Source organism: Ruegeria sp. C6, from assembly GCF_056537625.1.
Genome location: NZ_JBQFRW010000007.1, coordinates 1 through 15,629, shown reverse-complemented (window position 1 = coordinate 15,629; position 15,629 = coordinate 1). Strand labels below are relative to the sequence as shown.

The following is a 15,629-nucleotide window of genomic DNA, read 5'->3' as shown; positions in this document are numbered from 1 at the left end:
GTCAGAAAGGGTACCTCCTCATGACCAAAGTTACGCATCCGCTAAAGCCCAGAATGCGCCGCGCTACGGTGGGCGATCTGCAATCCGCTTTGCTGGCATTGCTGCGTGAAGGCTTGCTGCTGGCCAATGATATCAGCGCGCGACGAGCGCTGGCAGATATCGTGTCGCGCGAAAAGGATGGCCGCACACCGACCTACGGAAAGGGCACCACTGAAGCCGTTCGCCTGGTTCAGAAAGAGGCCGATCTGTCCCCGACCGGCAGTGTCGATAAAAGAACGGCAGCTGTGATTAACGATCTGGTCGCTCGACTGGACGCACCGACGGATTTTGGCACCTACCGTGTCAGCGGTCGCGTTATAAGTGCGCAAAGTGCGGCTGTTGATGGCCTTGCTGTTGTTGTTGTCGACAAAGGTGTCGGCGGCGACGTTGAACTGGGGAAGGCTACAACCGGTAAACGCGGTGCCTTCGAGATTGTGTTTACTGGAGATCAGATCACCAAGCGCGGCAAGGATGCACCAGACCTTCAGGTGCAGGTGCGTTTGAATGACGATGTGGTTGCCGCTTCGGCGGTGGCATATGACGCCGGACCGGATTCCGAGCTTTCCGTGGTTCTGCCCGCTGAAAGTGCCGCAAAACTGTCGTCAGAACACGCCACACTGACCAAGGCGCTCTCTGGTCAGTTCAACGGTGCCTTGTCGAAACTTGAAGAAAGCGACACCCGTCAGGACATCACATATCTGGCCAATAAAACAGGTTGGGACGCGCGCGCCGTGGCACTGGCGTCGCTATCCCAGCAGTTGTCTGACAAGACCGCTGGACGGCGTGGTCAACGCATCGACTCTGGCCTGTTCTATGCGCTTTTACGTGCAGGTGTTCCCGCCGATGACACCGCGGTTTTCCGCACGCCCCCTGCAAAAGTGGCGCAAATCTGGAAATCCGCGCTGGATGAAGGATTGATCGACGCCAAACTGGCGGATCAGACAGATGCCTCCCTTGCCCGATTTACCGAAGTCTCCGCGCGCGTGCGGCTGGATACACCCCCTCCCGGGGCTTTGGCCGGAATGCAGCCTTTGCTTGCACTTTCGCTGACGCGGGATGACGAGCGTGAAACTTTTGCCGCGCTCCATGCGGCGCATGGTGATGATCTCGATACATTCTGGACCGAGGTAGAGGGTAAGTTGGGTCAGGACAAAGCCGCCCGTTTGCAGACCGATGGCAAGCTTGCCTATCTGACGCTCAACAACTCCAAGCTGGTCGAACGCTTGCACCGTGACACCGATGGCGATGCGGACGGTACGTTGGGAGGCCTAGTGAAGGCGGGTTTTCATAAAGCCGATGCCTGGGCCGCGATCATGGATGACACCGACCCCGTGCCAGAGGCAGTTCAGGGCCGGGATGCCGCCGAAAGACGCGCCAACTATGCAGAATTCATGGCCGCTCAGGTGCGGCTGTCTTTCCCGACTGCGGTTGTTGCGGAGATGGTCCGGGCGCAGGAGACGCCATTGGTCGATACAGGGCTGTCGAATAACGTGCATGATTTCCTCGCAAAACATGCCGATACCTTCCAGATAGGCCAGCAGCCCGTTGCGCGCTTTATTGCAAAAAATGCGCTGGACGAACCGCCAGAAGTGGTGCGCGAAATCTCACGCATTCAGCGGGTCTATCAGATCTCGCCCGACGACAGCAGTATGAATGCCATGTTGGCTGCAGGGTTGGATTCGGCCTATACGGTCGTGGCGCTGCCACAAGATGAGTTCCTGCGCGCCCACAAGGCCGTTCTGAACGAGGCCGTCGCGATGCAGATCTACCGCAAGGCAGAACAGGTCCATGGAGCGGTTCTGAATCTGGCCACCGCCTATATGACTCATCGGATGATGCCAGCGATCGGCCCCAGCGTGGGCGCTGCTGACGGGTTTTTGAACCCTACCCCGGGCGGGTCGGACAATTTTGGCGATGTGCTCGCATACTCCACATTAGAAGAGCTTTTCGGTTCGATGGATTATTGCGGATGCGAGCATTGCCGGTCAGTCCTCAGCCCCGCAGCCTATCTTGTCGATCTTCTGCTGTTTCTCGATCGCCCCGCGACCGAGATTCCGAACGGCTTCACCAATCCACTTGATGTGTTGCTTGATCGGCGGCCTGATATTCAACACCTGCCTCTGACTTGCGAAAACACTCTGACGCCTGTGCCATACATCGACTTGGTGAACGAGGTGCTTGAGCATTTCGTTGTCAACGGCATGTCTTTGGGTGGATATCAGGGTCATTCGACCGATGGTCAAACACCGCCTGAAGAGTTGTTGGCCAGCCCTCAATTTGTACGCGATGCCGCCTATGCCACGCTGGCCACCGCCCAGTTCCCCACCCCATTGCCGTTTGACCGTTCGTTGGAGGCACTGAAGGCCCTGTTCAATCGTTTCGACGCGCCTTTACATCGGGTTATGGCCGACTTGCGTTCGTCAGACGCGCTGGACGATGCACCGTACGGATGGCGCGACATCTGGCTGCAGCGCTTGAACATCTCGCGCGGTCTCAACGCCGTCCTGACCGAAAGCGTGTCGGTTGCCGGGTCAGCGCGACCCGATCTGACAGTGCGTTCGCTTTATGGTTTTGATGCGGGTGCCAGCGCAGCCGAAGTGCGTGATGGCTTGGAAAGCGTGCGCGACCTGTGCCGCCGCACCGAGATCACGCCGGTTGATCTCGTGAACATCCTAAAGACCGAGTTCGTGAACCCCGGAGCCGCGCTGATCCCGAAGCTTGAGCATCTTGGCCTGGGCTTCGACGATATCCGGGCCTTCCGGGACGGCGCGATCAACTTCGCAGAACTACAAAGCCGGATGGCGGCAGGGGTCGAGCTTGAACGCTTTGGGGGTGATATCGAGGCATGGTTGCTTGATGACACTACTTTCGACCGGATCATGGGTCTGATCGTGCTTACAAATCCGCAAGACCCGTCGGATATGTGCGACCTAAGCGCGCTTGAATTGCGTCACCCAGACCCTGATCCGCTGTCCAACCGCCTTGAATGGAATGACTTTATCCGGATTAACCGGTTCGTCCGCCTGTGGCGTGTTCTGGAACTTAGCATTGCCGACACGGATGCTATCATCTCGGCGCTTTATCCGACGAACCAGATGCCGGACGGCGCCGACGCGCAGGTAGACCTGGCTCGCATGGACGCCGGTTTTGCCGAGCTCCTGCCACAGTTGGGCATCGCCATGTCGGCCCTTGATGCGCTGGAGCTAAGGCCCGAGGACGCGCTGCGCCCGATCCTGGCCCTCTTTGGACCAATCAGCACCAATGGAACCGCCGCGCTATTCCGTGAAATGTTCCAGCGGCCTGCTCGCGAAAACCCCGCCTTTGCCGAGGACGGTTTTGGCGGTGTGCTTACAGACCCTGCGGCCCTGTTGCTGCCCGAGGTTGAAACCTTGCGCGCGGCCTTTTCATTGACGGGTCCGGAATTTAACCGGATCGTCGCTGTTTTGGGGTTCGATGACACGACACCCCTGACCATCGAGACGGTCAGCGCAATCTACCGTCGCGGCTGGTTGGCGCGCGCGCTTGAGCAAAGCGTGCCGGGATTGGAGCGTTTGCTGCAAGCCACCGGTCTTGACCCTTATGGCCCGCAAGACGCCCCTGCACCCGCTCTGTTGACGGTTATCGATCTGGTGCATCGCCTGTCCGAGCTAGGCCTGTCGCTGGAAACAGCGCTGGCGCTGCTGTTGAACCATGACCCAAGTGGCCAGACGACACCGCCCGCAGAAAACATCACGACCCTGGCGCGCGATCTGCGTGCAGGGTTTGCGGCGATCACCAATGACTTTGTTCTGGTGGACGATCCCGATGGCGGTATTGCCCGGTCCCACATGGCTCTGGTCTATGGGGCCGAAGCGACCGAGCAGTTCTTCGGATATCTGGAAGCCACATCCTCGGCCGAGGTTACCTATGACCATTCTGCCACTGCGCTAGAGCCGGCGATCCTGGCCGAGGCGCCCGATCAAATCGCTTATGACGATTTCCGCAAGGTTCTGGTTTTCAACGGGCTGATGTCGACCACTGTCAGAGATGCCCTGCAGGCCGTCGCCGGGACACCTGCTGCCTTCGCGCCAGCAATTGACGCTTTGTTCAACGCCAGCGAGGCACAATCACAGCCATTCTTCACCCGCTTCCCCGAGCTGCTCCCGCTTCACGACGCATACCGCAGCTCAACTGCGTCAAAGGCCGAGGCCTATCGTGCCCTGCTTGAAGGAATCCTGCCGCAGCTGATCTCAAGACGGAAACGCCAGGTGGCGCTGCAGCTTCTGGGTACCGCGATCGAAGTTGAGGCTGATCTGGCAGCCGTCCTGTTCGAAAAGGCCGAGGTTCTGCATGCGGCGACTGATCCGGCCAGCTCCGCGCTTGAGGATGCCCTGATGCTCGAATCCGGGGGTCTGAGTGCTGAAATCAGCGATGGTCCGGCCCACACTGCACCGCCTGCGCGGGTCGAAACCTTATCTGGCGCGATTGATTTCGCCTCCACTGGAACAGTGCTGCCAGACAATCAAACCACACCAGGTTCTTCGATTTCGATCCGGTTACGGGGATATCTGGAAGCGCCTGAAAACGGGTTCTTCAACTTTGCTGTCGAGGCCGATGCGGGCGCGACCGTGACACTCAGCATCGCAGGCGAACCTGTTCTTCTAACCGAGGCGGGCGGCATATGGTCAAACACCAACGCGATCGAGCTTCGCGCAGGCACTTTGGTCGAAATCGCGCTGGGCGTGGCCAATGTGACCGACCGTCTGGCGTTGCGTTGGAGTGCACCGGGCCGAGGAACTGAGGTCATCGGCGCTTCGCATCTCTACTCGGCTGATCCGGTATCGCATCTGGGCGCGGCCTACCTGCGCACGCGCCGCATTGCACGGTTGTCCGAAACGCTGAAACTTGACGTCGCTGAGATCTTGCACCTGACGACACATGGCGATTTGCAGATTGCGGGTGCGGCCTGGCCAAACAGTCTGCCCATCACCGGTACACCCGATGATCCGACCTCCGCCGCGCTGATGGGGGTGCTAACGGCCCACCTGCGCATGGCGCGATTAAAGGCGGCTTATGCCCCTGAAAATGCCCGGCTGGTTTCGATAGCCGAGAATCCAGCGGTCGCCATCGCCGACGCCGAGGCTGAGTTGTTCCAAGTCACGCGCTGGGATCCCGTGGATATCGCCGCCCTGTTGGTACATTTCGGACTCACCCCAGCCGATATTGGCGATCTGGCCGTTCTGGAGCGGCTTCATGACATCGCCGAATGGCTGGCGGCACTTGGGATTCCGGCGACAGCGCTGATCGCCGCCGCAACACCCGCCCCAACCGGACCCATTGTGCGGAATTTCCGGGCTGCCCTTCGCGCGCGCTACAGCCCGGATGACTGGCTCAAAATCCTGCAACCGATCAATGACCGCCTGCGCAAGCGCCAGCGTGATGCATTGGTGGCGCATATCCTGCACGATCTGCGCGGGCGTCCGGATGCGGCGCATATCAACACGCCCGAAAAGTTATTCGAATTCTTCCTGATGGACGTGCAGATGGAGCCGTGCATGCTCACTTCGCGGGTTCGCCACGCATTGTCCTCGGTACAGATCTTTACCGAGCGCTGCCTGATGAACCTTGAACCCCGTGTAGCCGCGTCCAGCCTCAGGTCGAAACACTGGGAATGGATGAAGCGCTATCGCGTGTGGGAGGCAAACCGGAAAATCTTCCTGTACCCTGAAAACTGGATGGAGCCGGAATTGCGCGACGACCAGTCACCCTTCTTCCGCGAAGCGATGAGTGAATTGCTGCAGGGTGACATCACTGAGGAACGCGCAGCCACCTCGCTGATCGGGTATCTGCAGAAACTGGAAGAGGTCGCCAAACTGGAAGTATGCGGTCTCTACCAGATCGAAGGCGATCCCGGTGCTGCAGACGACGTGTTGCATGTTATCGGGCGCACCGCCGGGGCCAAACGCAGTTATTACCACCGGACCCGTGCCTACGGCTCGTGGAGCGCGTGGGAGAAAATCCCGCTGGATATCGAGGATAATCCGGTCATGCCGCTGGTCTGGAACAATCGTCTGTTCCTGTTCTGGATCAAGATGATGCCGGAAAACACGGCACAAGGAACACCCAACGCGGGATCAGGCCCGCTGGCCGAGGTTGAGGCGTCATCGTTGATGGATGTTGATGAACCCACCTTTGACGTCAAGGTCATGCTGAACTGGACCGAACGGGTGGATGGCGTGTGGCAACCGCCGCGCAGTTCGGATCCTGATGAGCCCCTGTTGCTGCGCGAAAACGTGCCAGCCCGAGAGATGCGCAATTTCCGTAAAGGCATCCGCCTGTCTTCATTCCCATGGACCAACGGGATGCGTATATCGATCTCGTACAAGGATTGGCTGGGCGTTTCGTTCTTTATGTACAACACGTTTAGCACACCCGATACGCGCTCACCCAAGAAGGCGCCGCATTTCTTGCCGAAACGTATTACGTCGACCGGGTCAAACCGCCTTACAGCGATCTATTCCAATGACGGGATCACGCATCGGTTGCTTTCCAATAAGGCGCCCGATCAGGCCACACAGCCGCATCACCCGACCAATGGAGAAGCCTGGGAGTCGCCGTTCTTCTATGCCGACCCGCGGCATGTGTTCTACGTGTCCACGAAGCAGCGGATCGTCGAAGTTGTGACTTGGCTTGATTTTGGCCGCGTGGCCGAGGTTGACCCGACAATCGATACCATGGTGCTGGCGTTTGAGCCGCTTGCCGAGCAGCCCGACCGGATTGAACGGGTGACTGCAATCCCCGGCTTTGGCAGCGCCGACCTGAGCACTCTTCGTGCATTCGTGACCGAAGACGCCTTTGTCCATACAGCGCTGGGCACCGGTGGCACGGTCCGCTTTGGCGACCGCGACATCGGCCCGATGGGCAGCACCGTCCGCATGCGTCGCACTTGATCCGGAAAGGACTTTGATCATGGATACCAGCAAGATCAGCACTTACGGCTATCATCACCTGCTTGATCAGGACATTTTCGGCCCCCAGAAGATCAAGCTTATCAGCTATGAAAAACACTGGGACTACACGTTTGAAAACTTCTTCCACCCCTTCGTGTCGGAGTTGATCGAGCGTCTGAACATACAGGGTGTGCCCGGGATGTTGTCCCCGGAGTTTCACAAAAGCTTGCGCAAGTCATTCTTCAATTCCCTCTATTCCCCGCAGGAAACCGACAAGATCGACATCCATTCGTTCCCGAAGGAAATCGACACGCGGATGGGTGGGCCTTATGCCAACTACAATTGGGAACTGATGTTCCATGTGCCGCTGACCATTGCGGTGCACTTGTCCAAGACCCAACGTTTCGCCGAAGCGCAACGCTGGTTCCATCTGATTTTCGATCCGACCGAGAATGACCCCGATGTACCGGTGCCCACACGCTATTGGCGTTTCCTTGCCTTTCGCGAGGGCGAAGCCCAATCCATCGATACGTTGTTGACCCTGCTCAGCAAACCAAACGACGAATGCACCGACGCGGAGCTGGCCGAGAAAGAAGCGATCCTAAATGGGTATGAAGCGGTGCGAAACACCCCGTTTCAGCCCTTTGCAGTCGCGCGCACACGGACGATTTCATTCATGATGCACGTGGTGATGAAGTACCTCGACAATCTGATTGCCTGGGGTGACAACCTGTTCCAGCAATTCACGCGCGAAGCCATCATGGAAGCGCTGCAGATCTATGTGCTCGCCTCGAACTTGCTGGGCGACAAGCCGCAGCGTTCACCTGCGGGTGGAACAACCACACCTCGGACCTTTGCGCAACTTCGGGCGCAAGGGCTTGATCCGATGGGCAATGCACTGGTTGAGCTTGAAGGCGCGTTCCCCTTCAATTTCACAACGCCAACAGGTGCGGGCACCAGCGACAGCGCTGCGCCGTTATTCGGTATGGCCCGCACGTTGTATTTCTGCATACCGCATAATGAAAAGCTGCTGGGTTATTGGGATACGGTTGCCGACCGTCTGTTCAAAATCCGCAACTGTATGGATATCGAAGGGCAGGTTCGTCCGCTTGCCCTGTTCGACCCGCCGATCGATCCCGGAATGCTGGTCAAGGCGGCGGCGGCTGGGCTGGATATCGGCTCTGTCGTTTCGGGTTTGAATCAACCGGTCAGCCCCGTCCGCTCGCGCGTGTTGATCGAGAAGGCGGCGGAATTGGCCGGAGAGGTCCGCAATATCGGGTCGGCCTTGCTGACCGCCTTGGAAAAACGCGACGCCGAGGCACTTGCCCTGTTGCGGCAAGGTCACGAAGTTAGCTTGCAGAAACTGCAGGTCGATCTTCGTTACCTTCAATGGAAAAACACCGAGGCAGCGACGCAAGCCCTGATCGGCAGTCGTGGCGCGGCGCTTGAGCGATTGAACTACTACAAGCGCCTGCTGGGTCAGGAGGCTGATCCAAATGCGCCTGAAACCCTTGAGTTGACCCGTCAAACCCTGACAAAGGCCAATTTTGATGAAGCGTATGAGGCGCTTGTTGCGCAATATGACGTCCCGGTTCAGCGGCTCGAGTTTCCCGATCTTGAGCGCCCGGGCGATGGCGACGGCGCACAAACGTCGGGTCAGACCGGGGGCGGAGACCTTCACCTGTCTAAGAAAGAGGATGAAGAGCTTAATACTCTGCTGCCAATAGCCCGTGACACAACGCTGGCCAAATCGGTATTCCACTCGATTTCAGCAACCCTTACCCCGATCCCCGACCCGAAACTTGATCTGCACTATTGGGGTCTCGGCGGCACCATCGATTTTAAGGTGGGAACCGTGCTGTCCTCGGTCATGCGGATCGCGGGGGATGTTTCCGGGATGATCGCGGACTGGAACCGTGATCAGGCCGGGATGGCGGCCCGCACTGCCGCCTATGAACGTCGCGCCGATGAATGGATATTGCAGCACAATCTGGCGGCCCATGATGTGATGCAGATCGGGCGTCAGATTCTGACATCGTTGATCGCGGAACAGGCGCAGCATCGCGAATACCTGAACTTGAAGAAGGCAATCCGTCTATCAGAGCAAACCCGCGATTTCTTGCAGGACAAGTACACCAACGAAGAGCTCTATGGCTGGCTGCAAGGCGAGTTGTCAAAGCTGTATTACGAGTACTACCGCTTTGCCTTCGATACCGCGCGACGCGCCGAGCAGACCATGAAAGCCGAACTGATGCGGCCCGAGCTGGATCAGAAAACTCTGGTGCAGTTCAATTATTGGGATGGCGGTCGCAAGGGGCTTCTTTCAGGCGAGGCGCTGCTGCTGGACGTCAAGCGGATGGAGCTTGCGTATCACGAGCACAATCGCAACGAATACGAGCTGACCAAACATGTCAGCCTGCTACAAATCGATCCGCTGGCCCTGGTCAATCTGCGAAGAACAGGTCGGTGTACCTTTAAAATCCCCGAGGCCCAGTTCGATCTGGATGGGCCGGGCCATTACTTCCGCCGGATCAAGAGTGTTGCGCTCAGCCTGCCCTGTGTTTCCGGGCCCTATATAGGAACCCATGCGAAACTTGTGCATCTCAAGAGCAGCATCCGGCAACGACCGGATATCGGGGATGGCTATGTTCGCACGGGCCCCGAAGACGACCGTTTCGCCGATATTCACAGCGCCGAAAGCAATGTGTTCAGTGCGGCGCAAATGGAAACCGGTCAGTTCGAGGGCATGCCTGATGATCGCTATTTACCATTCGAAAATGTGGGTGCAGTCAGCGAGTGGCGGCTAGAGCTGCCGGCGGACCCAACGCAGGGCGATCCGCAGCAGTTCGACTATGACACGATCTCGGACGTCGTCTTGCACCTGCGCTACACTGCGCGGGATGGCGGTGGGCCTGTGCGCAATGCAGCCGTTGATCAACTGAAGGCTGACATTGCGGCAGACGGGACTGTGGGCAATGTGCGGCTATTTTCACTGCGGCACGAGTTCCCGACAGAATGGGCACGCTTCCGCCGCGAAACACCCGCTGCGGGTGGGCGTCACGAGCTGCGGCTGACACTCCGACCCGAGCACTATCCCTATTGGTCGGCTGGTCGCCTCACGACGCTCAAACGGTGCGATCTTTTTGCTGAAAGCAGTCTGGATGCTGCTCCGGCAACAATCACCGTGTCTGATCGTTCTGATACCAGCGACGGAGGTGTGGTTCAGGACACATTGACCCGCCGTCCGGAACTGGGCGATCTGGCGGTTGGTCAGTTGGCGACGGTTCCGTTACCCGCAGGCCCAACGGGTGAGATCGTGCTGTTTTTCGACACCGCAGAGTTCGAGGATATGCTGATGACTGTAACCTGGGGTGGTTGACGATCCTCAGCCATATAGGAACGTCACGGATGGCGCGGACCATCCGGGGTGATCATCCAGTTTGACAGGGTCTTGTCCATTTTCCGCATCCGGTGGCGCAACATGTCGCGTGTCATGCGTGCCAATGTGGCGGCGTGTTCAGGATGTTCTGCCACGTTCTCCATCTCACCCTGCCCTTCACCGTCAAACAGCATGGGCGGAAGATCAGCCGCAAACTCAACCAATGTAAACCGGTCGTCGCGCAGGATGCTCAGGCAGCTGTCCTCTAACCCCGTTTCCAGATCGCGTTGCCAGCGGGTTGGGTTCAGCGGATCAGCGAAGTCCAACTCCGAGAATGAATAGCGGCGCCAGTCAGCCGGGGTTGAGGATTCACTCTGAAGGAAGGGCAACAGCGAATGCCCATTCATGGAATCCGGTATTGTCTGCCCGATCCATTCGAGAATCGTCGGAACGATATCAATCGATTCCGTGGGTGCCTCGACCCGTTTGCCACGGGCTCCATCGGGCAAGCGCACGATCAAGGGTGTATGATAGGCCGCATCATAAACCGACATCTTACCCCAACTGTGTCGATCCCCCAGCATCTCGCCATGATCTGCGGTGACCACCAGCAACGTGTTGTCGTACTGCCCGGTTTCTTTCAAAAACGAAACCACGCGGCCGATATGATGATCTACCTCCGTGGCAAGACCCAGATAGATCGAACGCAGCGTCTGCACTACCTCGTCCGTAGGTTCAAGGTCCGGGAAGCCTTCAACAAATCCGGCAACCGTGCTGTTGGCCCGTGCCGGAGCGAAAAACGGATGCAACGCCTCTTCGGCCTCGGCGGTTAGTAACCGCGATGGCAATGGTAGCGAGGCAGGGTCATACATTCGGTTATATGGTGCCGGGGCTACCAGCGGTGGATGCGGGCGAATGTAGGTCAGATGTGCAAACCATCCCCGGTCATCATCCGCATAGGCCGGCATGGTTTCCAGAAACCGATCGGTTAGAAAGGCGGTATCGCTATCCTCGGCTGCGTAGAAGGCCGGGTCATTCAGTGCAGGCTGGCCGCCATCGGGTGCGACCGGTTTGAACACGTCAATGTAGTTTTCGAACTCATATCCACGGTTTTTCAGATGAGAACGCCATGGGAATGACATCTCCAACCGCATTTCCAGCATTTCCTGAAAACCGGCCATGTGGAATTCATATGACCTGAGCGCCGGATCTTTTGTATCAAACACGCGCGGGTCCTGTGATGTGTCGGTATATCCAAACAGCATCGGCAGATACCCTGCCTTGCGCATCTCGCTGGCGATGGTCGGTGCATCGTGGCGCAGGGGCGTGCCGTTTCGTACCGACCGGTGGTTCATCGCGTATTGCCCGGTCAGCAATGAGGCGCGCGATGGCCCGCAGGGGTTGGTAACGGAAAAGTGCCGCGTGAAAGAAACACTGTCCTCCATCAATGCGCGCATGTGAGGCAGGTCAACATGGGCCTCCAATGCCCCAAACAAACAATCCGCCCGCATCTGGTCGGTAATGATAAACAGGACGTTGTGTTTGTCTGTCATATCCCGGTGCTCCTGATCGCTGAACCGAATCTTTGGCCCTGCGCGTGTATTCCTGCCAAAACTACGCGGCGGTATTGCCTGCTTTGCCTCGGAATGGCGATACCCACCGCTCAAAAATCCACAAACGAAACCGCCAATCAACCAAAAACGGAATAATTTGGTTGAATAAGTTGTTTTTTGTGGGTTAATGTTGCTGTGCTGTGTGGGGTTTTGTGACGTTGTTGCTTAAAAGATGTTGCGTAATGCAGCATCGCAGAGTGACGATACAACCGGCACACCCATGTGCAATGGCGATCCGTTAGTCATCCAGTTTACCTGTACCATGACGGCGTCTCTGAATACTGCTTAAGGCATTGCAATGAGGGACAAAAACAGATGCTAACCGCACCTAATACCGTTGCAACGCCCGAAGGTACGTCAGATATCGCGATTCACGCCGCCAAAATCGCCAATATCGCTGCGCAGGCTGCGCGCGGGTACTTTCGGGGACGTTTGGGGGTTGAGTTCAAGGCGGACGAAAGCCCGGTCACACAGGCGGACAAGGGTGTCGAGGCCGTGGTGCGACAATATTTGGCTGAGAACTTTCCAGATGACGGTATCTTTGGCGAAGAACAGGGGTTCGAAGGTCAGGATCGGCAGAATGTCTGGATTGTAGATCCCATTGACGGCACCCGATCATTCCTGTCGGGGCATCCGTTGTTTGGGTTCCTGTTGGGATATCTCACGAATGGTGTTCCCCGGTTGGGGGTCATCGGCATGCCTGCCCTGAACGAATTTCTGATCGGCATGAAAGGTCAAGGGGCCACACTGAATGGCAAGCCTGTCTCGGTCAGCGTTACACACCAATTGAGCGACGCAGTTTTTTTCGTCAACGAAGGCGACAAGATTTACCGGGATCATCCGGCCCTGTTTGATCGGTTGATGAATTCGGGACAGACCCGACGCTTCGCCTATGACTGCTACCCGCATGCACTACTTGCGATGGGCCATGTGGATGCGGTCATCGATTATGATCTGCAGCCTTATGACTATCTGCCGGTTTCCGCCGTAGTTGAAGCTGCGGGCGGGATCATGAGCGATTGGGAGGGTAAGCCGCTAGGTCTGAACTCCGACGGCCGAGTCATATCGGCGGCCACGCCGCAACTGCATTCCGAGCTGCTTGATCTGGTGAACGGATAACGGAATGGCGATTGTCAGTTTCCTCATAAGTCTGGCTGGTGCAACGATGCTGCTGCTCTACGCTGTGCGCATGGTGCGCACGGGCATCGAGCGTAGCTATGGTGCATCGTTTCAGCGGGTGATGACGGGGCAGCGCAGCTATGTGCAGGCCTCGATGGTAGGGCTTACAATGGCCGTCGTCTTGCAAAGCTCGGCCGCGGTTGCATTGCTGACCTCCGGATTTGCGGCGGGCGGGATGTTGGCCTTTCCGACCGGGCTCGCGATGGTTCTGGGTGGCGATCTCGGCTCGGCGCTGATCATTCAGGTTCTGTCCTTCAAACTGGATTGGTTGGTGCCGCTACTGCTTGCGGTCGGCGGCTATCTGTTCGTCAAGACAGAGGCCAAGAAACCGCGCCAGTTGGGCCGTATTCTGATGGGTGTCGCATTCATCCTGATCTCACTGCGTTTTCTGCGCGAGGCGATGGACCCGATCCGTGACAGCGCCTTTCTACCCGCCATCGCCGAGTATCTTGCGCGTGATTACATCACAGCGTTCCTGGTCGGTGGAGCGCTGGCCTTTGTCATGCATTCTTCGGTCGCTGCGATCTTGATGTGTGTGACCCTGGTGCAAATCGGGGCGATCCCGTTTGCCGCCGGGCTCTCGCTGGTGTTGGGTGCTAATTTCGGGTCCGCCTTCATCCCGGTTTGGCTGACACGCGGCATGGCCCTGTCTGCAAGGCGCATTCCCTTCGCTAATCTGGCGCTGCGGGGCAGTTGGTCAATTGTCTCGCTGTTTGCTGCCAACCTGGCGCTGCGAACCGGAGTATTGGGCGATCTGCAAGGCGGGCAGATGCTGGTGAATGCACATCTGATTTTCAACGCCTCGCTTCTGGTTCTGGCCCTGCCGTTCTGCGGCATGCTGCGCGCGCCATTCGAAATACTGCTGCCCGATCCGAAAAGTCCTGAAAGCAGCGCGCAGCCCGGGCAACCGATCAGCGCACTTGATCTCGACTCCCTCAGCAGACCCAATCAGGCCCTGTCTAACCTCAAACGCGAGCTTCTGCGGATGAGCGACATGGTTGGCTCGATGTTCCGGCCTGCGCTGGAGCTTTATCGCAGCGGCGACAAGGAGCAGATCCGGGCCATTCGGGACATGGATACTGATGTGAACGATTGCCTTTCTGGTATCCGGCAATATGTGGCGGCTATCCCCGCTGATGCGTTCGGCAAGGAAAATGCCAAGATTGCGCGGGACCTAATGGAATATGCCATTCGCCTGGAAACCGCGGGCGACGTGGTGGCCAAACGCCTGACGGCATTGGCGGATGACATGCGCAAAAAGGGGGCCGCGTTCTCGAAAGAAGGTTGGTCAGAGCTGGTCGAAATGCACGAGGGGATTGTGGCCAACCTGAAACTGGCCTCGAACGTGCTGATCTCGGACGATCTGGAAAGCGCGCGTCTGCTGAGCCTGGAAAAAACCGAAATCAAGCGGGCCGAGCGTGACAGTCGCAAACGCCACCTTAAACGCTTGCAACATGGCAGCGCAGAAAGCTTTGAAACCAGCGACATCCACCTAGAAACGCTGCGCGCCTTTCGCGAATTCAACAGTCACATCGCGGCCGTCGCCTATCCGATCCTGTATCGCAACGGGCAGTTGCTTGAAACCCGCCTGATCGAAGAAATGCCGCAGATGGAACAGGATGCGGATACCGAGGTCAAAGGATGACCGGATCGGTCGAAATCCTGAACCAGGCGGGCGTTGGGCGCGTCGTTCTGCTGTGTGAGCATGCAAGCAACCGCATTCCGGCAGAGTTTGATGATTTGGGATTGTCCGCATCCGCGCGCGTCAGCCATGCTGCTTGGGATCCGGGCGCGATGGCGCTGACACGGGCGCTGTCGATAGCGCTTGATGCTCCGGTCGTGGCCTCGACCGTCTCGCGATTGGTCTATGATTGCAACCGTCCGCCCGAGGCGGCAAGCGCAATGCCCGAGAAATCAGAACTGATCGAAGTGCCGGGCAATGTGGGCCTCGATCAATCGCAACGCGATGCACGTACCCAGGCAGTGTATGCCCCGTTCTGCCAGGCTGTAGCACAGGTTCTGGATGCGCGCGGTCCGGATACAGTCGTTGTGACTATTCACTCCTTCACGCCAGTCTATTTTGGTAAGCCGCGCGCGGTTGAACTTGGACTTCTCCATGACGAGGACAGCCGTCTGGTCGATGCCATGCTGGATCATATGGATCAGATCCCGCATCGCCGCACGGAACGCAATCAGCCCTATGGCCCCGCTGACGGTGTAACGCATTCGCTCCGTCTCCATGCGCTGAGCCGGGGGCTGGCCAATGTGATGATCGAGGTACGCAATGATCTTTTGGGCAATGAAATACAGGTTGCCAACATGTCCCGGGACATACTGGCGCTGCTTGAACCGGCGCTGAACGATATCACGATCAGGGAGGGCGCATCGTGAGCGCGACACTGACATTTGAGCATTTGAAGGCTGAGGTTTCGTCTGGCGAGATTGATACGGTATTGGTTTGTCTGGTTGACATGCAGGGCCGTTTGATGG

General features: G+C 57.8%; 6 protein-coding genes. 5 read left to right on the top strand and 1 reads right to left on the bottom strand.

Annotation, left to right across the window (positions count from 1 at the left end; genetic code table 11):
* The first annotated feature begins 20 nt into the window (after positions 1 to 20).
* Complete coding sequence (locus ACR0MJ_RS18155; RefSeq protein ID WP_480762084.1) at positions 21 to 6,968, top strand: neuraminidase-like domain-containing protein; 6,948 nt, start codon at positions 21 to 23, stop codon at positions 6,966 to 6,968.
* Positions 6,969 to 6,987: 19 nt separating this feature from the next.
* Positions 6,988 to 10,347 carry a Tc toxin subunit A-related protein gene (locus ACR0MJ_RS18150; RefSeq protein ID WP_480762083.1) on the top strand — a complete coding sequence of 1,120 codons (3,360 nt, stop codon included), beginning with the start codon at positions 6,988 to 6,990 and terminating at the stop codon, positions 10,345 to 10,347.
* 23 nt (positions 10,348 to 10,370) lie between these two features.
* On the opposite strand, the gene ACR0MJ_RS18145 is transcribed toward ACR0MJ_RS18150, so the two are convergent.
* Entirely contained in the window at positions 10,371 to 11,900 is a 1,530-nt protein-coding gene (locus ACR0MJ_RS18145; RefSeq protein WP_480762081.1) for a sulfatase-like hydrolase/transferase, read from the bottom strand.
* 375 nt (positions 11,901 to 12,275) lie between these two features.
* Between ACR0MJ_RS18145 and ACR0MJ_RS18140 the strand changes: the two genes are divergently transcribed.
* From ACR0MJ_RS18140 to ACR0MJ_RS18130, 3 genes are read left to right on the top strand one after another with little or no spacing between them, the layout of a single operon-like run.
* A complete protein-coding gene (locus ACR0MJ_RS18140; protein WP_480762080.1) occupies positions 12,276 to 13,079 on the top strand; it encodes an inositol monophosphatase family protein in 804 nt (267 codons plus the stop codon).
* A 4-nt stretch (positions 13,080 to 13,083) separates the two neighbouring features.
* A complete protein-coding gene (locus ACR0MJ_RS18135) occupies positions 13,084 to 14,784 on the top strand; it encodes a Na/Pi cotransporter family protein (RefSeq protein WP_170649069.1) in 1,701 nt (566 codons plus the stop codon).
* A complete protein-coding gene (locus tag ACR0MJ_RS18130) occupies positions 14,781 to 15,530 on the top strand; it encodes an N-formylglutamate amidohydrolase (RefSeq protein ID WP_170598459.1) in 750 nt (249 codons plus the stop codon). Before ACR0MJ_RS18135 ends, ACR0MJ_RS18130 begins: the two co-directional genes overlap by 4 nt.
* Positions 15,531 to 15,629: the final 99 nt, after the last annotated feature.

Excerpts from the sequence above, each read along its gene's own strand:
- ACR0MJ_RS18155 (WP_480762084.1), top strand. The coding sequence starts at position 21 with ATGACCAAAGTTACGCATCCGCTAAAGCCCAGAATGCGCCGCGCTACG.
- ACR0MJ_RS18150 (WP_480762083.1), top strand. The coding sequence starts at position 6,988 with ATGGATACCAGCAAGATCAGCACTTACGGCTATCATCACCTGCTTGAT.
- ACR0MJ_RS18145 (WP_480762081.1), bottom strand. The coding sequence starts at position 11,900 with ATGACAGACAAACACAACGTCCTGTTTATCATTACCGACCAGATGCGG.
- ACR0MJ_RS18140 (WP_480762080.1), top strand. The coding sequence starts at position 12,276 with ATGCTAACCGCACCTAATACCGTTGCAACGCCCGAAGGTACGTCAGAT.
- ACR0MJ_RS18135 (WP_170649069.1), top strand. The coding sequence starts at position 13,084 with ATGGCGATTGTCAGTTTCCTCATAAGTCTGGCTGGTGCAACGATGCTG.
- ACR0MJ_RS18130 (WP_170598459.1), top strand. The coding sequence starts at position 14,781 with ATGACCGGATCGGTCGAAATCCTGAACCAGGCGGGCGTTGGGCGCGTC.